Origin of the sequence: Methylocystis sp. (genome assembly GCF_050246715.1) — a bacterium.
GTDB lineage: Bacteria > Pseudomonadota > Alphaproteobacteria > Rhizobiales > Beijerinckiaceae > Methylocystis.
Genome location: NZ_JBFWVN010000016.1, coordinates 36,688 through 54,812, shown reverse-complemented (window position 1 = coordinate 54,812; position 18,125 = coordinate 36,688). Strand labels below are relative to the sequence as shown.

The following is an 18,125-nucleotide window of genomic DNA, read 5'->3' as shown; positions in this document are numbered from 1 at the left end:
CCGCGAAAAGCATCAGGGCCAGCAGCCAAGAACGGCTGCGCACAAAGGCCGGACATATGGCTGCAACCGACCGAGTCGCTGACACGTCAAAAAGCTCTTGCCAAAGGGGCGTCCACATATGGTCGGGATTAAGCAGGACTTCCGACGTCATAGTGCCAGCCTCGAAATCGTGCACCGCGACACGTTGAACCGCCGCGCGATGTTGACCTGCGTCGCCTTGCGCTTGGCGAGGTCTCGCAAGACTTCGTCGCGCCGGTGCGGCGTGAGGGCAGGGGGTCGTCCCATGTGAACGCCGCGCACCTTGGCGCGTGCGGCTTTCGCCGGTGTGGCGCGTATCAAGTCGCGCTCGAATTCGGCGATTCCGCCCAAGAAAGTTAGCAGCAAGCGCCCCTGCGCGGTAGCCGCGCCCTTCAATCGAAAAGAGTGGGCGGCGGCTCGCCTGGCGGGGGCGCGCTCATGGTCTCGACGGCGGCGGCGAGCTGGGCGAGGTCTTCGGGGCGGGACAGGCGGTGGTCGCCGTCGGCGATGAAGGTCAGCGTGACCGGATCGGCGCTAAGATGTTCGACGATGGTCAGCGCATGGCGCCAGGGCACGGCCTCGTCGCGCATGCCCTGCAGAATATGCACGCGGGCATGAGCGCGGATGAGGCCTCCGAGCATCAGATGATGGCGCCCCTCTTCGATCAGCCGCCGCGTGACCGGCCCGTGATCCGGCTCCTTGGCCGGCAACACGCCCTTTTCCATCAGTTCGCGGCGCGTCGCCTCGTCGAAACGCTCCCACATCAGCGCCTCGGTGAAATCGACCGCCGGCGCAAGCAGAATGAGCCCGGCGAGCCGTGCGCTCTCGCCCTTTTCGGCAAGCCGGCGCGCCAGAAGCGGCGCGATCCAGCCGCCCATCGAACTGCCCAGCACGATCTGCGGGCCCTGCGTCGAGCGCTCGAAAACGGCCTCGCTCTGCGCGAGCCAGTCGCCGATCGAGCCGTCTTCGAAACGCCCCTCCGAGCGGCCATGGCCCGAATAGTCGAAGCGTAGATAGGCGCGCCCACGCGCGCGCGCCCAGTCGTCGAGAAAGCTCGCCTTGGTCCCGTCCATATCTGAGGCGAAACCGCCAAGCCAGACGAGGCCGGGGGCGTTCGCGCCTTCCGCCGTCGCGGGGCGCACCCGCCGGGCGATGCGCCAAGCGCCGCCGGCGGGATTTTGAATGTCGAGAAAATCGAGAACGTCCGGCACGCGCGTCCGATGGAAGTCTAAGGAGCCGTCATCATTGAAAATAGCGGTTTCGCTCATAGTTGGTAAAGAATCTCGCAACAGAATGCGGGGGCCGGATGATTCTGTCCGGGGCCCGCATTAGCCTAGCAATGTCGCAACAGCTTGCTCAGATCGTCTCCGCCGAGCAGCGACTGGCCGGACGGACGATCCTGCAGATCGTGCCCGACCTCCAGTCGGGCGGGGCGGAGCGCGCCACGGTGGATGTCGCCGAGGCCTTGAGCAGGGTCGGCGCGCGCTGTCTCGTCGCCTCGCGCGGCGGCCGCATGGTCAGCGAATTGCAATCGAAGGGCGGCGTCTGGGCGCCGTTTCCGGCGGCGACCAAAAACCCCTTCGCGATGGCGCTGAATTCCGTGCAGCTGGCGCGGATCATCCGCGACGAGGGCGTCGACATCGTCCATGCGCGCTCGCGCGCGCCCGCCTGGGTCGCCTATTACGCCGCCCGGCAGACCGGCGCGAAGCTCATCACAACCTATCACAGCGCCTATCGCGGAACGTCGGCGATCAAGCTGCGCTACAACGCGATCATGGCGGCCGGCGACGCGGTGATCGCGATTTCGGAATATGCCGCGCAGCGCATTCGGGCATTGCATCCCGAATGCGCGGACCGCGTCGTCGTCGTGCCGCGCGGCGCGGATCTGCGCGCCTTTTCGCCCGCCGCCGTCGACCAGCGCCGCGTCGAGCGCCTGCGGGCGGAATGGGGCGTGGCGCCCTATGACCGCGTCGTCCTGCTGCCTGCGCGGCTTTCGGCGCGCAAGGGCCATGCGGTTTTGCTCGAGGCGGCCAAGCGCCTCATCAAGGAGGGCTTCGCCGACCTGCGCGTCGTCTTCGTCGGCGATCCGCACAGCGAGTCCTTTCGCAAAAACATCGAGACGCAGATCGAGCGCGCCGGGCTTCGCGGCGTCGTTCGCCATGTCGGCTATTGCGAGGACATGCCCGCCGCCTATCTCGCCGCCGCGGTCATCGTCGCGCCGGCGACCGAGCCCGAGGCGTTCGGGCGGATCGCCGTCGAGGCGCAGGCGATGGGCGCGCCGGCGATCGTCTCCGACATCGGCGCCGCGCCGGAAATCATCCTGGCGCCGCCGCAGACCCCGCGCCAACTCGCCACCGGCTGGCGGACGCCGTCCGGCGATCCGGCCGCTCTGGCGGAAGCCATCGCCGAGGCGCTGACCATGAAGGCCTCGGCGCGCGACGAACTGGCGCTGCGGGCCCGCAAAAATGTTCTGGAGCGCTTCTCGGTGGAGGAGATGCAGCGCGCGACTTTGCAGGTCTACGAACGTCTGCTCGGGCTCTCTCCGGCCGATCAGCCGAGTTGACACGCCTTCGCGGTCCACCAGACCAAGATTCGACAATAAGCGGCGCGAGCCTCTAACATCGTCGTCTCGGCAATGGAGCGATCGAATGAAGACTGTTCGCGTCTTCGATCTTTCCTGGCGGAAAAGCTTCGCCGTCGTTTTTCTTGCGGTCGCGCTTGCGCCGCCCGCGCAGGCCGGCGGCGAACCTTATGGGGTCTGGCTGCGTCCCGAAGGCGGTCAGCAATTCAGCTTCTACGACTGCGGCGGCCTGCTCTGCGCCAAGCTGATTTCGGTTCGAAACGCCGAGGAGCAGCACGCGGTCGGCACGGTGATCCTGCGCGGCGCATCAAAAAGCGGCCCCAGGGAATGGCGCGGCAAGCTCTACAATACAAAAGACGGCAACATCTATGACGGCGTCATCGCGCTGAAATCCGCCAATGAATTGACCCTTAAGGGATGTCTCTGGCGCGTGCTCTGCAAGAGCGAGACGTGGCGGCGGGCGGGAGCGAAAGCGCAGAGCTCGGGCGCCGAGGAATAGCCGACTTTGCAATCTTCAAGCATGTCATGAATCGACAAGCCTTATCAAAATGTCTGACGCCGGCGCCGCTCGCTTCGCCCTCCAGCAGTCGAATCAGATAGAGTTCCGCCGTCAATCGGATTGATTTTGCGAGCGGCGCCGGGGTTGCGCCTGTAGGCGACGCCCCAGGGGCGCCCTACGGCGCGACTCTTGCTGTCTTCGTCGCCAATCGCCGCGAGACCCATTTATCATCCCGGCGCAAACGCGTGGGCGACGAGGCGGCATGAGCGGCGGCACCATCCATCTGGAAACCTATCGCGAGGCGCTGGTCTTTCTCGCCACCGCGGGCGTCGTCGTCCCTCTGTTCCATCGCATGAAGATTTCGCCGGTGCTCGGCTTTCTCTTCGCCGGCGCGGCGCTGGGGCCGTTCGGCCTTGGCCGCTTCGCGCAGGACCACGACTGGGCGCGCTATTTCACCATCACGAATGGCGAGGGCGTCTCGGTGCTCGCCGAATTCGGGCTCGTCTTCCTGCTGTTCATGATCGGCCTGGAGCTCTCCTGGGAGCGTCTGGCGCGGATGCGGCGGCTCGTCTTCGGACTGGGGCTCGCGCAGGTGGTGATCTGCGCCGGCGTGCTCGCGGCGGTGGGCTTCTATTATTTCCACGTCGAACTTGGCCCTTCGCTGTTAATGGGCCTGGCGCTCGCCATGTCGTCGACGGCGGTGGTCCTGCCGGTGCTCGCCGAGGCGCGGCGCTTGAACAAGACCTCGGGGCGCGTCGCCTTCTCGGTGCTGCTGCTGCAGGATCTCGCGGTGGCGCCGGCGCTGTTTCTGGTTTCGGCGCTCGCCGAAGCCAAGAACGGCGGCTTCACCGCCGAGGAGGCGGCGTGGGCGTTCGGACGCGCCTTCATCGCCATGGGCGCGCTGATCTTCACCGGACGGCTGCTGCTGCGGCCGCTGTTTCGCATGGTCGCGGCGGTGCAGCTGACCGAACTCTTCATGGCCGCCTGCCTGCTCGTCGTCATCGGGGAGGCGGCGCTTTCGGCGGCTGCCGGATTCTCGATGGGCCTTGGCGCCTTTATCGCTGGCCTGCTGCTCGCCGAGACCGAGTTCCGCCGCGAGGTCGAAGTGACTATCGAACCGTTCAAGGGCCTGCTGCTCGGCCTTTTCTTCGTTTCGGTCGGCGCCGGGCTCGACATTGGCGCGGTCGCCGCCGACCCCCTGCCGATCTTCGTTTACGCGGCGGGGCTGATCGCGGTTAAGGGGGCGATCATCTTCGCTCTGGCGCGATTCTTTAGCGTCGACTGGCGCCCTGCCGTGGAGGCGTCGCTTCTGCTCGCGCCGGGCGGCGAATTCGCCTTCGCGCTGCTCACCTCGGCGATGGCGGTCGGCGTGCTGCCCGGCCACAATGGCGCCGACGCGATGATCGTCGTCACGATCAGCATTTTCGCCATTCCCTGGCTCGGGCGGCTCGGCGCGGCGCTCTCGCCGCCGGCGACGGAAGCCGAGGACGAAGCGCTTTACGCGGATCTTACGCCCTCGGCCGAAATCGCTGAGAACCGCGTCGTCATCGTCGGCTTCGGCCGGATCGGCAGTCTCGTCGGCGACATGCTGAAGCGCCACGACATTCCCTTCGTCGCGATCGAAAGCCTCGTGTCGATCGTCACCGAGGCGCGCGAGGACGGCGTCGAAATCTACTGGGGCAACGCCACAAGGCGCGAATTTCTGATGCGCTGCGGGCTGGAGCAGGCGCGCGCGCTCGTCGTGACGATCGAAAACGCCCATGCGACCGGCGAGATCGTTCGTCTCGCGCATGAGATTCGCGGCGATCTGACGATCGTCGCGCGCGCCCGCGACGCTGGTCACGCCACCGAACTCTATAAGCTCGGCGCGAGCGACGCCATTCCCGAAACAGTCGAAGCGAGCCTGCAGCTCGCCGAAACCGTGCTCGTCGATATCGGCGTGCCGATGGGCTATGTCATCGCCTCGATCCACGAAAAGCGCGACGAATTCCGCAAGCTGCTGCAGCCGACCAATGAGAAGGCGCGCGTGCGGCAGGCGGAGCGCAACCGCAAGATCAGAAGAGAACACGCGCGCCAACGCATTTCGGGCCGCGCCGCGGAGGAAAGCGAGGAGGCATAGCGCCTCACAACCTCCACAGCCCCAGCGCGATCGTCGCGAGCGTCAGCGGCGCGCCGACCTTGAAATAGGTCCAGAACCCGATCGTCACGCCGAGCGATCGCGCGCGCTCGACGACGATCAGATTGGCGATCGAGCCGACGAGGGTGAAATTGCCGGCGAGCGTCGAGGCCATGGCGACGATCAGCCAGGCGCGCTTGGGATCGCTCAGCGGCGCGACGAAGGGCTTCAGCGCCAGAACCGCTGGGACATTGCTGACGATATTGGACAGCACGGCGGAAAGAAGCGCGAGTGTCGACGCCTGATCGAGGCGAAGGGCTCCAAATCCGGCGATCTCTCCCGGCGTCAGCACGACCTTGTCGAAGGCACCGACAACCACGAAAAGTCCCGCGAACATCAGCAGCAGCGGCCAGTCGATCTCGCTGTAAATTTTCTTCGAGCCGATGCGTCTCGTGAGCAGCAGCAACCCGCCGGCGACGATCGCGACTTTCGCCGGCGGAACCCCGGCGAAAAAGCAGGCGATCATCGCCGCCGTGACCAGCAGCGCCTTCGAGGCGATCGCCGCATGATAGGGCCGCGGCGCCGGCGCGATCGGCGCCAGTTTTTCGTGCGAGAGGAATTCGCGCGGAAAGGCGAGCGCCACCAGCACAATCGTCAGCGCGACGCCGCCAAGCGCGATCGGCCACAGCGCTTGGGCGAAATCGCCATAAGAGATTCCAGAGGCTCCGGCGATGATCATATTTTGCGGATTGCCGGTGATCGTCGCGACGCTGCCGACATTGGAGGCGAGCGGGATCGCAAGCGCATAGGGCGTCGGATCGCGCTTCAAGCGCTGCGCCAGATCGACGACGAGCGGCGGCATGACCAGACAGATCGCGTCATTGACCAGGAAGGCGGAGAAGAATCCGGTCGCCGTTGCAACCGCTGCAAGGAGAAGGATCGGACGCCGCGCGGCATCCGCCAGCCAATCGGCGGCGCGGCGGAAGAATCCCGAAAGGCGCAGATTGGCGACGACGATCATCATGCCGAGCAGCAAAGTGATCGCGTCGAAATCGATGGCTCGATAGGCCTCGTCGAGACTCAGCGCGCCGACGCCGATCATCAGACTCGCGCCGAGCAGAGCGCCGCCAGCGCGGTCGAGCCGGTAATAGGGCAGCTTGCCGATCGCCAGCACGAGATAGGTCGCCGCGAAAATCGCTATGACGGCCGCCGTCTGGGGCGTCGGCGCCGGCCGGCGGCGCAAGAGCGCGAGGGCCTCGCCGACCCCGAGGAACGTGGCGGCGGCCAGTGTCGCGCCGCCAGCCGCGATGATGGTCGCGAGAATCCCGAGCCAGAAGCGGCGGAAGGCGTGGCGCGCGCGATTCGACGCGGGCTCGGTCGATGGGGACATGAAGCTCGGCGGTTGGAGCGGCAGGAAAGATCGCGCGGGAAGAGGAAGTTATGGCGCTCGGCCCCGCCCGCGCCAGCCCCGCCCGCCGATTTCCTATTGTGCGGCATGGTTAATAGATATATTCCTAGCGATAGGAAATTCTTCACAATTATATACGTGACAAAGCGGAATGATGTGGTAGTATGATACCGCGTGACAGGCCGGATGATGGATTAGGAGCTAAGGATTCTGGCGGTCTCCGCTTCGAGACCGTCGATGACGCTCGCAACTATGCTCGAAACGTCGCGAAGAGCGCCAATAACCGGTATTCGCGCCATCTCCGTGGATTGAGCGAACGCTATATCGACGGAGACCTGCAACTGCAGGTCTCTACACTCTTGGATGGACGCATATGTAAGTTCGTTTTTCTCGGCGTCCCACTCGCTGAGAGTGACCATTGTTCCTATGTAGCCGTTGCTTATCCCGAGCCCGTCTATAATCCCCCCGACGGGCGCGAGAGTCCTATGAATTTTTGCATTCCTGATCTCGTTGAGACCCCAGAGAAGGCGGTTGCCGCCTTCCTTATATGGTTTGAAATCAAGAATATAATCTCTGATACATGGGGGGACGTCGATGGCTCGATTGGGCTTGGAGAATTCGTTTTCGGCTTCGTCCCTCGTCTTCCCGACGGGGAATTTTGTGAATCTGACATCAGCTTGCTTGATGACTCTAGAGGCGTCATAGACAGAATGGTCGAGCGCGGAGCGAAGACAATTGATGGCGTCGAACGCTATGCAGGGCAGTTCTGGCGGAATTTCTTTAGTGAATCGCAACTTAAGGAGTTGTTCTCTGGTGTGAGGGTTCATCTCGGAGGCGCGGAGGTAAGGCTTTCTGTCCAGAAACTGTGAGTGTGCCTTATGAGAGAATTCCCGGATATGAGCTTGTGCTCTAGCGTGGAGGGCTTTTGGGCTGGAGAAGGGGGAGTCCATGGGCGCGGCCTCTGACAACAAAAACAGTCATAATACTGACGCCGTAGCCGGGATGAATGCGACGCTAAAGCGGCTGCACAAAATGCCGCCGAAGCCTCATAAGGGGAAACGGGAGGCCGAAGCCTCCCGCCCGTCAGAACCAAAGACTAAGAATCGCGTAAAGAGCCCATAGGCTCGCGGCGACGTTTAGCTTGATCCCAACCACGATCTGGATTTTTGACCGCATCGGGTCTGCCTCCAGGTCGCGGCGCGCCGCCGACCTAAAAGGTTTGCGGTGTTGGCCGTCATCGAACGGATAAGCCGCCGTTCATGACTACATCGGCCCACTATCCGCGTTCATGACCGCTTCAAGTGGCCCACGAGGCATCCCCATGTCCCGATCAAGGTAGCGTTCCTTAATGGGCGCGCCGAGCGTCGGATGGGGCCGTGGCTGCGAGTTGTCGTCCTCCGAGTGACCGGCAATGCCATGCCGGGGCTTTGGACGGGTCGCAACGAAATGGTGGGCCGATTCTCTACTTTTTGTCGAGTCGCGCCTTGCGCCACCTGTGGAAGCGGCGCGCGGCCTGCTTAAGCGTTCGTGGCTTCGTCAGGTCTGCGGTAATAGAGTCGACGCCCCTTGATACCCGCAAGCGCCTTGTCGGCGCGCATGGCATCGTCAAAGCCAAGTTTGACGCGGTGATTGTAGCGGTGATCGAATTCGACCAGATAGCGGTGTAAGTGCTTCTCTGAGCAAAGCTGGTAGACGCCGCGCATCCCGCGTTTGAAGATCGAAAAGAAGCCTTCAATCGTGTTCGTATGCACGTCGCCGCGAACATATTCGTCGGCGCTGTGAGTTACGGTTTCGTGGCTGGCAAACTCCTTGCCGACCGCCATATACAAATTGCTCTCGTCCGTATGGAGCTTTGAGGCGCGGCTGGCGTTGGTGACGAGAATTTCGCGGACCTTTTCCTTGGTCGCGGTCTCGACATGGAAAGAGCGGACGCGCCCGCCGCGCTCCACAAGAGCGACGATAGAGCGCTTGGAGCTATGGGAAGGCTTGCCGCGCTTCGTGCGCTTGGTGACGGTCTCTTTTTTGCCGTGGTAGGTTTCGTCGGCCTCGACGATTTTGCCCTCGCCGCCGAGCGGGCCAGAAGTGGCCACATCGTCTTTCATCGCTTCGCGGATGCGGTGAAACATAAACCAAGCGGTCTTATAGGTGACGCCGAGCGTGCGGTGTAACTGGTGGGCGCTGTAGCCTTTCTTGGAGGCGTTCAAGAGGTAGGTGGCCAGCAACCACTTATTGAGCGGGATTTTGGAACGCTCAAAGGCGGAGCCGACGGTCACAGTGAACTGCTCCCGGCATTCCATGCACTGATAAAGGCCAGGGCGGTGAGACTTGCCCTTAAGCGCGGTGATGCGCTCGCCGTCGGCATTGCCGCAATGAGGGCAGATGGGACCATTCGGCCAAACCTGTGTCTCAAGGTGCTGGCGAGCGGCTTCCGCGTCGGTGAAGATTGGGGCGGTTAAGTCAACCATTGACTTTAGTCCTATAATAGGAACACACTAACAAGCTTGGGATTCCCCCAACTATATGAACTTGGCCGCGCTTTGTCACGTATATAATTGGGAAGTTCTTCCGATTCGCGGCGCGCCAATGTCCGATATCCTCACCCATGCCCAGATCTGGGCGGCGATCGACGCGCTCGGCGAGCGTTATGGGCTGACGCCCTCGGGCCTCGCTCGCAAGGCCGGCCTCGATCCGACGACCTTCAACCGCTCCAAGCGCGAGACGGCGAGCGGACGCCAGCGCTGGCCCTCGACCGAATCGATCGCCAAGGTGCTGGCGGCGACCGGCGCCGGGCTCGACGAATTCATGGCGCTGGTGACCGCGAACAGCGCCGCCGGCCGGCTGCGCCACACACGGCCGCTGATTGGATTGGCGCAAGCCGGCGTCGGCGGCTTTTTCGACGACGCGGGCTTCGCCACCGGCGCCGGCTGGGACGAGATCGACGTGCTCGCCGGGGCCGACGAACATTCCTACGCGCTGGAAATATCCGGCGACTCGATGGCGCCGCTCTATCGCGACGGCGATGTGGTGATCGTCTCGCCCGCCGCGCCGGTGCGGCGCGGTGACCGGGTCGTCGTCAAGACAACTTCGGGCGAGATCATGGCCAAGGAGCTGAAGCGCGAGACGGCGCGCACCATCGAACTGCGCTCGGTCAATCCCGCCTATCCCGACCGGGCGATTCCCCGCGACGAGATCAACTGGATGGCCCGCATCCTCTGGGCGAGCCAGTGATAGGAATTCCGGCCGATCTGATCGGCTGTCATTCCCCACGCGCGCAACGCGCGCGATCGGGAATCCAGCGCAAAACCAGCATTTCCGTATCGGCTCTGGATTCCCGGCCAGGCCTTCGGCCCGCCGGGAATGACATGGCTCCAAGCGAACGGATCATCCGGAATCGATATGACATGTGACGCTTCGCCGCCGCCGGCCGCCGCTGGCCGCCTCACGCCCCGCGCTGATATAGCTATGTTATAAGGCTCGACCTTTTACGCCAGCTTCCATCCAGGTGAACGCCGCCATGCGTCTTTCTTTGATCGCCTCTCTTGTCGCGCTTCTTTTCGGCGGGTCGGCGCTCGCCGATGTCCCCTTAAGGGATCGCGCGAAGGCGCTGTTCGAGCCGATTCCTTCCGCCCCGCCGGCGATTCCCGGCGAGACCGCGACGCCGCAAAAACTCGCGCTCGGCAAGATGCTCTATTTCGAGCCGCGGCTGTCCGAGGCGCGCGACGTGAGCTGCGCCGACTGCCACAATCTCAGCATGGGCGGCGTCGACGGCGGCAAGCTCTCTGGCGGCCACAACGCCCAGCTCGCCGGCCGCGAAGTGCTCACCGTGCTGAACGCGATTTTCAACAAGTCGCAATATTGGGACGGACGCGCCGCCAATCTTGCCGACCAGGTGGTCAATTCGGTGATGGCCAATCCCAAGGCGATGCTGAAAACGCGCGGCGGCCCGATGCCGATCAATCCGACCGAACATGCGGCGGCGAAACAGCGCGCGGTCGAGCAATTCAAGGCGATCCCCGACTATGTCGCGGCCTTCAAACAGGCCTTTCCAGATTCGAGCGATCCCGTCGCCTATGACAATATCGGCCGCGCCATCGCGCTCTTCGAAGCGACGCTGATCACGCCCGACGCGCCCTTCGACCGCTGGCTCAAGGGAGACGATCAGGCGCTCACCGACGCGCAGAAGGAAGGCGTGAGGCTCTTCATCGATAAGGGCTGCGCGACCTGCCACAATGGCGTCAATGTCGGCGGCGCCATGTATGCGCGTTTCGGCGTCGTCAAACAGCCGGCGCCGGAATTTCTGCCGCCGGACGACTGGGGCCGCTACGCGGTCACCAAGGCGATCGCCGACAAATACGCTTTCAAAGTTCCCTCGCTGCGCAATGTCGAACTGACCGCGCCCTATTTCCACACTGGCGCGACCTTCGATCTGAAGAAGGCCGTCGCGGTGATGGGCGAGAGCCAGCTCGGCGTCCAACTGAGCGCCGACGAGACCGACAAGATTGTCGCGTTCCTCGATTCGCTGACCGGGCGCCAGCCCGAAGTGGTCCTGCCGATTCTGCCGCCGCGCACCGCGCCGCTCGCGCCTTGAGCCGCCGCTGGAATTGATCGTGCGGCGTTTAGGCGAAGTCGCCTAAACGCAGATGACGCGATCGATCTTAAAAAGCTTGGAGCGCGCTTCACGCGAAAGCCGGATTCGACGTTTTCGCGAGCTGCGCTCTATGTTTGGAATGTCGTGGCGCGCGAGTCGCGCCGGCTTTCCATGCGCCTTTTAATCTGGCGGATGCCGGCAAGCTGACCCCGAAACGCATCGATCGCGTCGCGCTCCTCTTGGTCGCGTGGCTCGAAATTTTTCAGCAGGATTTCGAGCGCGTCGCCGATGCGGCCCAATTGGCGGCCGTAGCTGCCGACTTCTTCGAGAATTTCCTGCTCTACCTCAGGGCGAGGGGTTTGCCCGAAATTGACATTGATGATCCCAAACGACGCGCCTTGCTGAAAAAAGGTCAAAGGATTGATCGGCTGGAAAAGTCGCTCAGGCGCCAGTGAAATTTGAAACGGTTTCGACATGATCTGCTTTCCTTCCAACTCGTTGTGAATAGCTAGAGCGCGCTCTGAGCGAAAACCGGCTCGCGCTTTTCGCGGCGCGCCCTAGTTCCTTGAATTGACTCAATTTCTATGCCGAACCGGCGTCCGCTTTGGCGGAAAATACTCTAAGCGGCCTTCTCATTTTTCTCCCAACGCAGCACCGGCTTTCTCGCCGCCAGCGTTTCATCGACGCGGCGGCGCGGCGCGAGCCGCGGGGCCTGGGTGAAACGCGTCAGATCTCCGGCCTTGGCGCTTTGCGCAAGATCGCGCAGCGTCGCGATGAAGAGATCGAGAGAGGCCTTGGATTCCGATTCCGTCGGCTCGATGAGCATGGCGCCATGCGCGACGAGCGGGAAATAGATCGTCATCGGATGATAGCCTTCGTCGATCATCGCCTTGGCGAAATCGAGCGTCGTCACGCCGGTTCCGCGCAGCCAGGCGTCGTCGAACAGCACTTCATGCATGCAGATTCGATCGCCGAACGGCTGAGTCATCAAATCGCGCAGCGACGCGCGGACATAATTCGCCGCGAGCACGGCGTCTTTCGAGGCCTGCGCCAGCCCGTCGGCGCCATGCGCCAGCATATAGGCGAGCGCCCGCACGAACATGCCCATCTGCCCGTGGAAGGCGGTGAGGCGGCCGAAGCTCTGCGTCCCCTCAGCGTCTTCGACAAGCTCCAGCGCGTCGCCCTTGCGGCGAATGAAGGGGACGGGCGCGAAAGGCGCGAGACGTTCCGATAGAACCACAGGGCCGGCGCCCGGTCCGCCGCCGCCATGCGGCGTCGAGAAGGTCTTGTGCAGATTGATATGCATGGCGTCGACGCCGAAGTCGCCCGGCCGCGCGACGCCGGCGACGGCGTTGAAATTCGCGCCGTCGCAATAGAAATAGCCGCCGGCCTCATGGACCGCCTCGGCGATCTCGACGATCTCGCGTTCGAACAGGCCACAAGTGTTGGGGTTGGTCAGCATGATCGCGGCGACATCGGCGCCGAGCGCCTCCTTGACCGCCTCGGCGCGCACGGTGCCATCCGGCGCCGCCGGCACGACGCGAACCGAAAAGCCGAGCAACGCCGCCGTCGCGGGATTGGTGCCATGTGCGGATTGCGGAATGAGCACGACATTGCGCGTCGCGCTTTCGCCCTTCGCCGCGATGGCCGTCTTGATCGCCATCATCCCGCAGAGTTCGCCATGCGCGCCGGCCTTCGGCGACAGCGCCACCGCCTGCATATTGGTCAGCGTCATCAGCCAGTCGGCGAGAGTCTGCATCAGCTCCAGCGCGCCCTGCGCGGTCGATTGCGGCTGAAGCGGATGAAGATCGGCGAAGCCCTCATAGCGCGCGATCTTTTCGTTGCTGCGCGGATTATGCTTCATCGTGCAGGAGCCGAGCGGATAGAGACCGGCGTCGATCGAATAATTCTTGCGCGACAGTCGCACATAATGGCGCATCGTCTCCGGTTCGGTAAGGCCCGGCAAACCGATGGGCGTCTTGCGCTCGAGCGCGCCGAGTCGCGTCGCGACCGGCGCCGGCGCATCGATGTCGACGCCGGTCGCGTCAAGGCGGCCGATGTCGAAGAGCAGCGGCTCTTCCTGATCGAGCCCGCGATTGCTGGTGAAGGTCGCGGGAATTCTGTCGTCGTCGAGCGGTTCGACAATCGCGGGTCTGTCGAGCATCAGAGCGACTCCTTCAGCGCCGCGACGAAGGCGTCGCGATCTTCATTTGTATTGACTTCGGTGCTGGCGACGATGAGGAGATCGTCGAGGCCGGCGCGCGGCAAAAGCCGCGAGACGGGAACGCCGGCGAGGACGCCCCGCGCCGCCATTTTCTCGACGAGCGCGGCGGCGTCGCCCTCGACGCGCAGCGTAAATTCATTGAAGAAATTCTCGTTGAGAACCTCGACCTTCGGAACGTTGCCTAGCATTTCCGCCAGCAGGACGGCGTTGGCATGGTTGACCTGCGCGAGCCGCGTCAGCCCTGCTTCGCCGAGCAAGGTCAGATGAATGTTGAAGGCGAGCGCGCAGAGGCCGGAATTGGTGCAGATGTTCGACGTCGCCTTGTCGCGGCGGATATGCTGCTCGCGCGTCGACAGCGTCAGCACATAGGCGCGCCTGCCGTCGGCGTCGACGCTTTCGCCGGCGAGACGGCCGGGCATCTGCCGCAAAAATTCGTGCCGCGTGGCGAAGAGGCCGACATAGGGTCCGCCGAAATTCAGCGCATTGCCGATCGACTGGCCTTCGCCGACGACGATGTCGGCGCCCATCTCGCCTGGCGATTTGAGAAGGCCGAGCGACATGGCTTCGGTGAAGACGGCGACGAGCAGCGCGCCATTCTTATGGCAGGCTTCCGCAACCTTCGTCAGATCGCGCAGATTGCCGAAAACATCGGGCGTCTGCACGACGACGCAGGAAAATGTGTCGTCGATCTGCGCGATGAGATTTTCGACGGCGCGAATGTCAGGCGCCATCGTCTCGACCTCATCTTCGGCAAGGCGCGAGATGGTGCGCACCACTTCGGCGTAATGTGGATGCAACCCGCCAGAAAGAAGCGCCTTGCGCCGCCTGGTCAAGCGATGCGCCATCAGCACGGCCTCGGCGGTCGCGGTGGAGCCGTCATACATTGAGGCGTTGGCGACTTCCATGCCGGTCAAGAGAGCGACCTGGGTCTGGAATTCGAACAGATATTGCAGCGTGCCCTGAGAAATTTCGGGCTGATAGGGCGTGTAGCTGGTCAGGAATTCCGAGCGCTGAATGAGATGATCGACGCTTGCGGGAATGTGATGCTTATAGGCGCCGGCGCCGACGAAGAAAGGCGCGCGCGACGCGGGCAGATTGCGCGCGGCGAGGCGAGCGAAGAAGCGCTCGACGTTGAGTTCCGACTTGCCATTCGGCAGTGGGAGCGGCGTTTTCAGCAGCGTCTGAGGCGGCGCGTCGGCGTAAAGCTCTTCGATGGACGGGACGCCGATCGCCGCGAGCATCGCGTTTCTGTCGGGTTCTGACAATGGATGATAGCGCATCGCTAATTTTCCTTGCGCTCAAAGCGTCTTCAGAAAGCTCGAATAGGCGGGCTCATCCATCAGCGAAGCGCATTCGCCGGGATCGCTGATCCGCAGCTTGACCAGCCAGCCGCGTCCGAGCGGATCATCATTGACGAGCGCCGGGGTTTCGCCGAGCTCCGGATTCACTTCAACGACTTCGCCGCTCAACGGCGAATAGACTTCGCTCGCCGCCTTCACGCTTTCGATGACGGCAACCTCCTTGCCCTTCGCGACCTTCTTGCCGACATCTGGCAATTCGATGAAAACGATGTCGCCAAGTTGCGCCTGCGCGTAATCCGATATGCCCAGCGTCGCGACATCGCCGTCGAGCGCGACATATTCATGGTCCTTGGAGTAGCGGAGATCGCTCATCTCGCGTCCTTTCCAGCCGGCGGTTTGAAATAGCGATGCGTAACGAAAGGCAGCGCCGCCACATCGACCGCGATGCGCTTGTCGCGCAGCGTCGCTGATAGCGTCTCGCCGACTTTCGCGTATTTGATGGCGACATAGCCCATCGCGATCGGGCGCTGCAGCGTCGGCGAAAAGCCGCCCGACGTGACATGTCCGACGACATTCTCAGATGCATAAAGCTCTGCGCCCTCGCGCAACGGCGCCTTCGATTGCGGAAGAAGTCCCATTCGCAGGCGCGAAGGACCCTGCTCGAATGCTTGGCGAATGCGCGCGTCGCCGGGGAATCCGCCCTCGGCGCGCCGGCGTTTGCCGATCGACCAGCCGAGACCCGCTTCGACCGTGTCGGTGGTTTCGTCGAGATCGTGACCGTAGAGCGGCAGGCCGGCCTCCAGGCGCAGAGCGTCGCGCGCGCCGAGACCCGCCGGCGCAACCTCTTCATGCGCGAGCAGAAGATGCGCGAGGTCCTCGGCGTGTTCGGCGCGCACCGACAGTTCGAAGCCGTCTTCGCCAGTATAGCCGCTGCGCGACACGAAGAGCGGCGCGCCGCCAAAATCGAAGGCGCGCCAGCCCATGAAAGCAAGGTCCTCGGCGCCGGGGAGGAGTGCGCCGAGGACCGCGGCCGCGCGCGGCCCCTGAAGGGCGAGCAGCGCGCGGTCTAAGGGATTGAAGTCGAACTGCCGAAGCGCGTCGCCGATGAGCGCGAAGTCATGCTGCTTGCGCGCGGCGTTGACGACGAGAAGCAGCCGCTCCTCGACGCCCGGCAGTCGCGTGATCATGAGATCGTCGAGAATGCCGCCATTCTCGTTGAGGAGCTGCGTGTAGCGCGTGCGCTCCCGCGCAAGCGAGATCAAATCCGCCGGCGTCAAAGATTCGAGCGCTCGCGCCGCGCCGGCGCCGCCAAGAATCGCCTGCCCCATATGCGAAACGTCGAACAGGCTGGCGGCGCGCCGCGTATGAAGCGTTTCCGCGACGATGCCGGCCTCGTATTGCAGCGGCATGTCGTAGCCGGCAAAGGGCGCCATGCGCGCGCCAAGCCGCCGATGCAACGCATCGAGCGGAAGCTTGATCAGCGCTGGCGCAGGGGTCGCGACGTCGATCTCGGTCACGGTCACGGTCACGGTCAACTCCGGCAGAACATGGCTCGCGCAGCAAAGCTTTAACTTTGCAGCGCGCCCCCTCTGTCCGGTGACCTGAGAGATTTCCCTGCGCAAAAGCCGCAGGTTACGCCCTTCGGTGGGCGAAACGCTCGCGCGCCTCGCCGCTTTCCAGAGTTATGCTTCGTCGCGGTCCTTTAGCCTGAGCGTTTCCGGGGCGGTTTCGCCTTCGGCGCCGGCGCAAGCGCCGGTCTCTCCCGCGAAGAAGTTTGACCTCTTTTCAAGATGTGGGCGATTCGCGCGATCGTCAATCCTGCCGGCTGCGTCTTTTTTTTGCAGCGCGCTAAAGCCGGCTATTGGATCGCAATGATTCAGTGGCGTTTCGGCGCCCGCATGCGATAGACGCCGTCGTCGTCGCGCTCGAAGGTTTCATCGACCTGCGGGTGACGGACCGGCCGGTTGCTGTCGTCGGGCAGAAGATTCTGCTCCGACACATAGGCGACATATTCGGTTTCGGCATTTTCGGCGAAGAGATGGTAAAAGGGCTGGTCCTTGCGCGGACGCAATTCTTCGGGAATCGACAGCCACCATTCCTCGGTGTTGGCGAAGACCGGGTCGACGTCATAGATCACGCCGCGAAACGGATAACGGCGATGCTTGACCACCTGCCCGATGGCGAATTTGGCGACGTTCTCGCGCGGCATTCGAAAGCGCCCTTACAAGGCTGTTTACTTGCTTTTTACTAACGCAGAGGGCGACCGATCGTCAATTGCGTCGCGCCGCCGGCCGCATTTACAACCCATAGATCCTGGCGAAGTCGGCGTCTTTCGCGGCGACCTGTGTGGCAAGGTCGACGACGACCTTGCATTGCTTCCAGGTGGCGTCGTCCTGCATGCGGCCGTCGATCATCACTGCGCCGGTGCCGTCCGGCATGGCTTCGAGCACCCGCTTGGCGAAGGCGACTTCCTGCGGATCGGGCGAGAAGACCTTTTTGGCGATGGCGATCTGCGACGGATGCAGCGACCAGGCGCCGGCGCAGCCGAGCAAAAACGCGTTGCGGAACTGCGCCTCGCAGGCCGGCGAGTCGGAGAAATCGCCAAAGGGGCCGTAGAACGCCTTGATGCCGGCGGAGGCGCAGGCGTCGACCATCTTGGCGATGGTGTAATGCCAAAGGTCCTGCTGGTAGGAGGCGCGCAACCCCTGTCCCGGCTCGGCGTCGGCGATCACCTTATAGTCGGGATGGCCGCCGCCGACGCGCGTTGTCTTCATCGCCCGGGAGGCGGCGAGATCGGCCGGACCCAGCGAAATGCCATGCATGCGCGGCGACGCTGAAGCGATGGCGTCGACATTTTTGACGCCTTCCGCCGTTTCCAGAATCGCGTGAATAAGGATCGGCTTTTTCACGCCATGGCGGGCTTCGAGCTGCGCCAAAAGCTGGTCGAGATAGGCGATGTCCCAGGGACCTTCGACCTTGGGCAGCATGACGACGTCGAGCTTATCGCCAACGGCGCCGACGATGTCGATCATGTCGTCGAGCGCCCAGGGGCTGTTGAGCGCATTCATGCGCGTCCACAGGCCGGTCGAGCCGAAGTCGGTCGCCTTGGCCATCTCGATGAAGCCGGCGCGAGCCGCCTGCTTGGCGTCGGCTGGGATCGCGTCTTCGAGATTGCCGAGAACAACGTCGACCTGTTTGACGAGTTCGGGGACCTTGGCGCGCAATTTTTCCAGATGCGGCGGCACGAAATGAATCATCCGCTCGACCTTGACGGGCGGCTCCCGCAGAGGCGCCGGGGCGCCGATGGCGAGCGGACGGTAGAATTGATTAGGCAGTTTCATTTCTGTCGCAACTCCGGCGAAAAGCTGCGTCGAGCTAAACCACTTGCGT

General features: G+C 63.4%; 16 protein-coding genes and 1 riboswitch. Of the genes, 5 read left to right on the top strand and 11 right to left on the bottom strand.

The features are described 5' to 3' along the window. Positions 1-410 precede the first annotated feature (410 nt). Positions 411-1,286 (bottom strand): alpha/beta hydrolase, encoded by an 876-nt coding sequence (locus AB7I51_RS07735; protein WP_428403694.1) that lies wholly within the window; start codon positions 1,284-1,286, stop codon positions 411-413. A 71-nt stretch (positions 1,287-1,357) separates the two neighbouring features. On the opposite strand from AB7I51_RS07735, the gene AB7I51_RS07730 reads away from it, so the two are divergent. The 3 genes from AB7I51_RS07730 to AB7I51_RS07720 all read left to right on the top strand — a co-directional run bounded on the left by AB7I51_RS07730 (position 1,358) and on the right by AB7I51_RS07720 (position 5,217). Beyond that, positions 1,358-2,581: a glycosyltransferase family 4 protein gene (locus AB7I51_RS07730; RefSeq protein ID WP_428403695.1), complete on the top strand. Its 1,224-nt coding sequence runs from the start codon at positions 1,358-1,360 to the stop codon at positions 2,579-2,581. An 85-nt stretch (positions 2,582-2,666) separates the two neighbouring features. Next, complete coding sequence (locus AB7I51_RS07725) at positions 2,667-3,098, top strand: DUF2147 domain-containing protein (RefSeq protein ID WP_428403696.1); 432 nt, start codon at positions 2,667-2,669, stop codon at positions 3,096-3,098. A gap of 262 nt (positions 3,099-3,360) precedes the next feature. Next, positions 3,361-5,217, top strand: a complete 1,857-nt coding sequence (locus tag AB7I51_RS07720; protein WP_428403697.1) for a cation:proton antiporter — start codon at positions 3,361-3,363, stop codon at positions 5,215-5,217. 4 nt (positions 5,218-5,221) lie between these two features. Here AB7I51_RS07720 and AB7I51_RS07715 read toward each other — a convergent pair whose 3' ends face one another. The 3 genes from AB7I51_RS07715 to AB7I51_RS07705 form a co-directional block, all read right to left on the bottom strand. After that, entirely contained in the window at positions 5,222-6,604 is a 1,383-nt protein-coding gene (locus AB7I51_RS07715) for an SLC13 family permease (RefSeq protein WP_428403698.1), read from the bottom strand. A 212-nt stretch (positions 6,605-6,816) separates the two neighbouring features. After that, a complete protein-coding gene (locus AB7I51_RS07710; protein ID WP_428403699.1) occupies positions 6,817-7,572 on the bottom strand; it encodes a hypothetical protein in 756 nt (251 codons plus the stop codon). 567 nt (positions 7,573-8,139) lie between these two features. Next, positions 8,140-9,087, bottom strand: coding sequence for an IS1595 family transposase (locus AB7I51_RS07705; RefSeq protein ID WP_428403700.1), 948 nt, complete (start codon positions 9,085-9,087; stop codon positions 8,140-8,142). 118 nt (positions 9,088-9,205) lie between these two features. Between AB7I51_RS07705 and AB7I51_RS07700 the strand changes: the two genes are divergently transcribed. Together AB7I51_RS07700 and AB7I51_RS07695 are read left to right on the top strand one after the other, a co-directional pair. Continuing rightward, positions 9,206-9,850 carry a S24 family peptidase gene (locus AB7I51_RS07700; RefSeq protein WP_428403701.1) on the top strand — a complete coding sequence of 215 codons (645 nt, stop codon included), beginning with the start codon at positions 9,206-9,208 and terminating at the stop codon, positions 9,848-9,850. Between the two features lie 286 nt (positions 9,851-10,136). After that, on the top strand, positions 10,137-11,210 hold the full coding sequence (locus tag AB7I51_RS07695; RefSeq protein WP_428403702.1) for a cytochrome-c peroxidase: 1,074 nt from the start codon (positions 10,137-10,139) through the stop codon (positions 11,208-11,210). A 128-nt stretch (positions 11,211-11,338) separates the two neighbouring features. On the opposite strand, the gene AB7I51_RS07690 is transcribed toward AB7I51_RS07695, so the two are convergent. The 7 genes from AB7I51_RS07690 to AB7I51_RS07660 form a co-directional block, all read right to left on the bottom strand. Continuing rightward, the gene (locus AB7I51_RS07690) at positions 11,339-11,686 is read right to left on the bottom strand and encodes a hypothetical protein (protein ID WP_428406173.1); all 348 of its coding nucleotides are present in this window, start codon (positions 11,684-11,686) and stop codon (positions 11,339-11,341) included. Positions 11,687-11,829: 143 nt separating this feature from the next. Further along, positions 11,830-13,374 (bottom strand): aminomethyl-transferring glycine dehydrogenase subunit GcvPB, encoded by a 1,545-nt coding sequence (gene gcvPB / locus AB7I51_RS07685; RefSeq protein ID WP_428403704.1) that lies wholly within the window; start codon positions 13,372-13,374, stop codon positions 11,830-11,832. Then, positions 13,374-14,714, bottom strand: a complete 1,341-nt coding sequence (gene gcvPA, locus AB7I51_RS07680) for an aminomethyl-transferring glycine dehydrogenase subunit GcvPA (protein ID WP_428403705.1) — start codon at positions 14,712-14,714, stop codon at positions 13,374-13,376. Before gcvPA ends, gcvPB begins: the two co-directional genes overlap by 1 nt. Positions 14,715-14,732: 18 nt before the next feature. Next, positions 14,733-15,107 carry a glycine cleavage system protein GcvH gene (gene gcvH / locus AB7I51_RS07675; protein ID WP_428403706.1) on the bottom strand — a complete coding sequence of 125 codons (375 nt, stop codon included), beginning with the start codon at positions 15,105-15,107 and terminating at the stop codon, positions 14,733-14,735. Beyond that, complete coding sequence (gene gcvT / locus AB7I51_RS07670; RefSeq protein ID WP_428403707.1) at positions 15,104-16,264, bottom strand: glycine cleavage system aminomethyltransferase GcvT; 1,161 nt, start codon at positions 16,262-16,264, stop codon at positions 15,104-15,106. The genes gcvH and gcvT overlap by 4 nt, the downstream gene beginning before the upstream one ends. Positions 16,265-16,420: 156 nt before the next feature. After that, a riboswitch (glycine riboswitch) is annotated at positions 16,421-16,510 on the bottom strand. 101 nt (positions 16,511-16,611) lie between these two features. Further along, complete coding sequence (gene hspQ / locus AB7I51_RS07665; RefSeq protein ID WP_409981439.1) at positions 16,612-16,944, bottom strand: heat shock protein HspQ; 333 nt, start codon at positions 16,942-16,944, stop codon at positions 16,612-16,614. Between the two features lie 88 nt (positions 16,945-17,032). Next, entirely contained in the window at positions 17,033-18,076 is a 1,044-nt protein-coding gene (locus tag AB7I51_RS07660; protein ID WP_428403708.1) for an HpcH/HpaI aldolase/citrate lyase family protein, read from the bottom strand. Between the last annotated feature and the right edge of the window lie 49 nt (positions 18,077-18,125).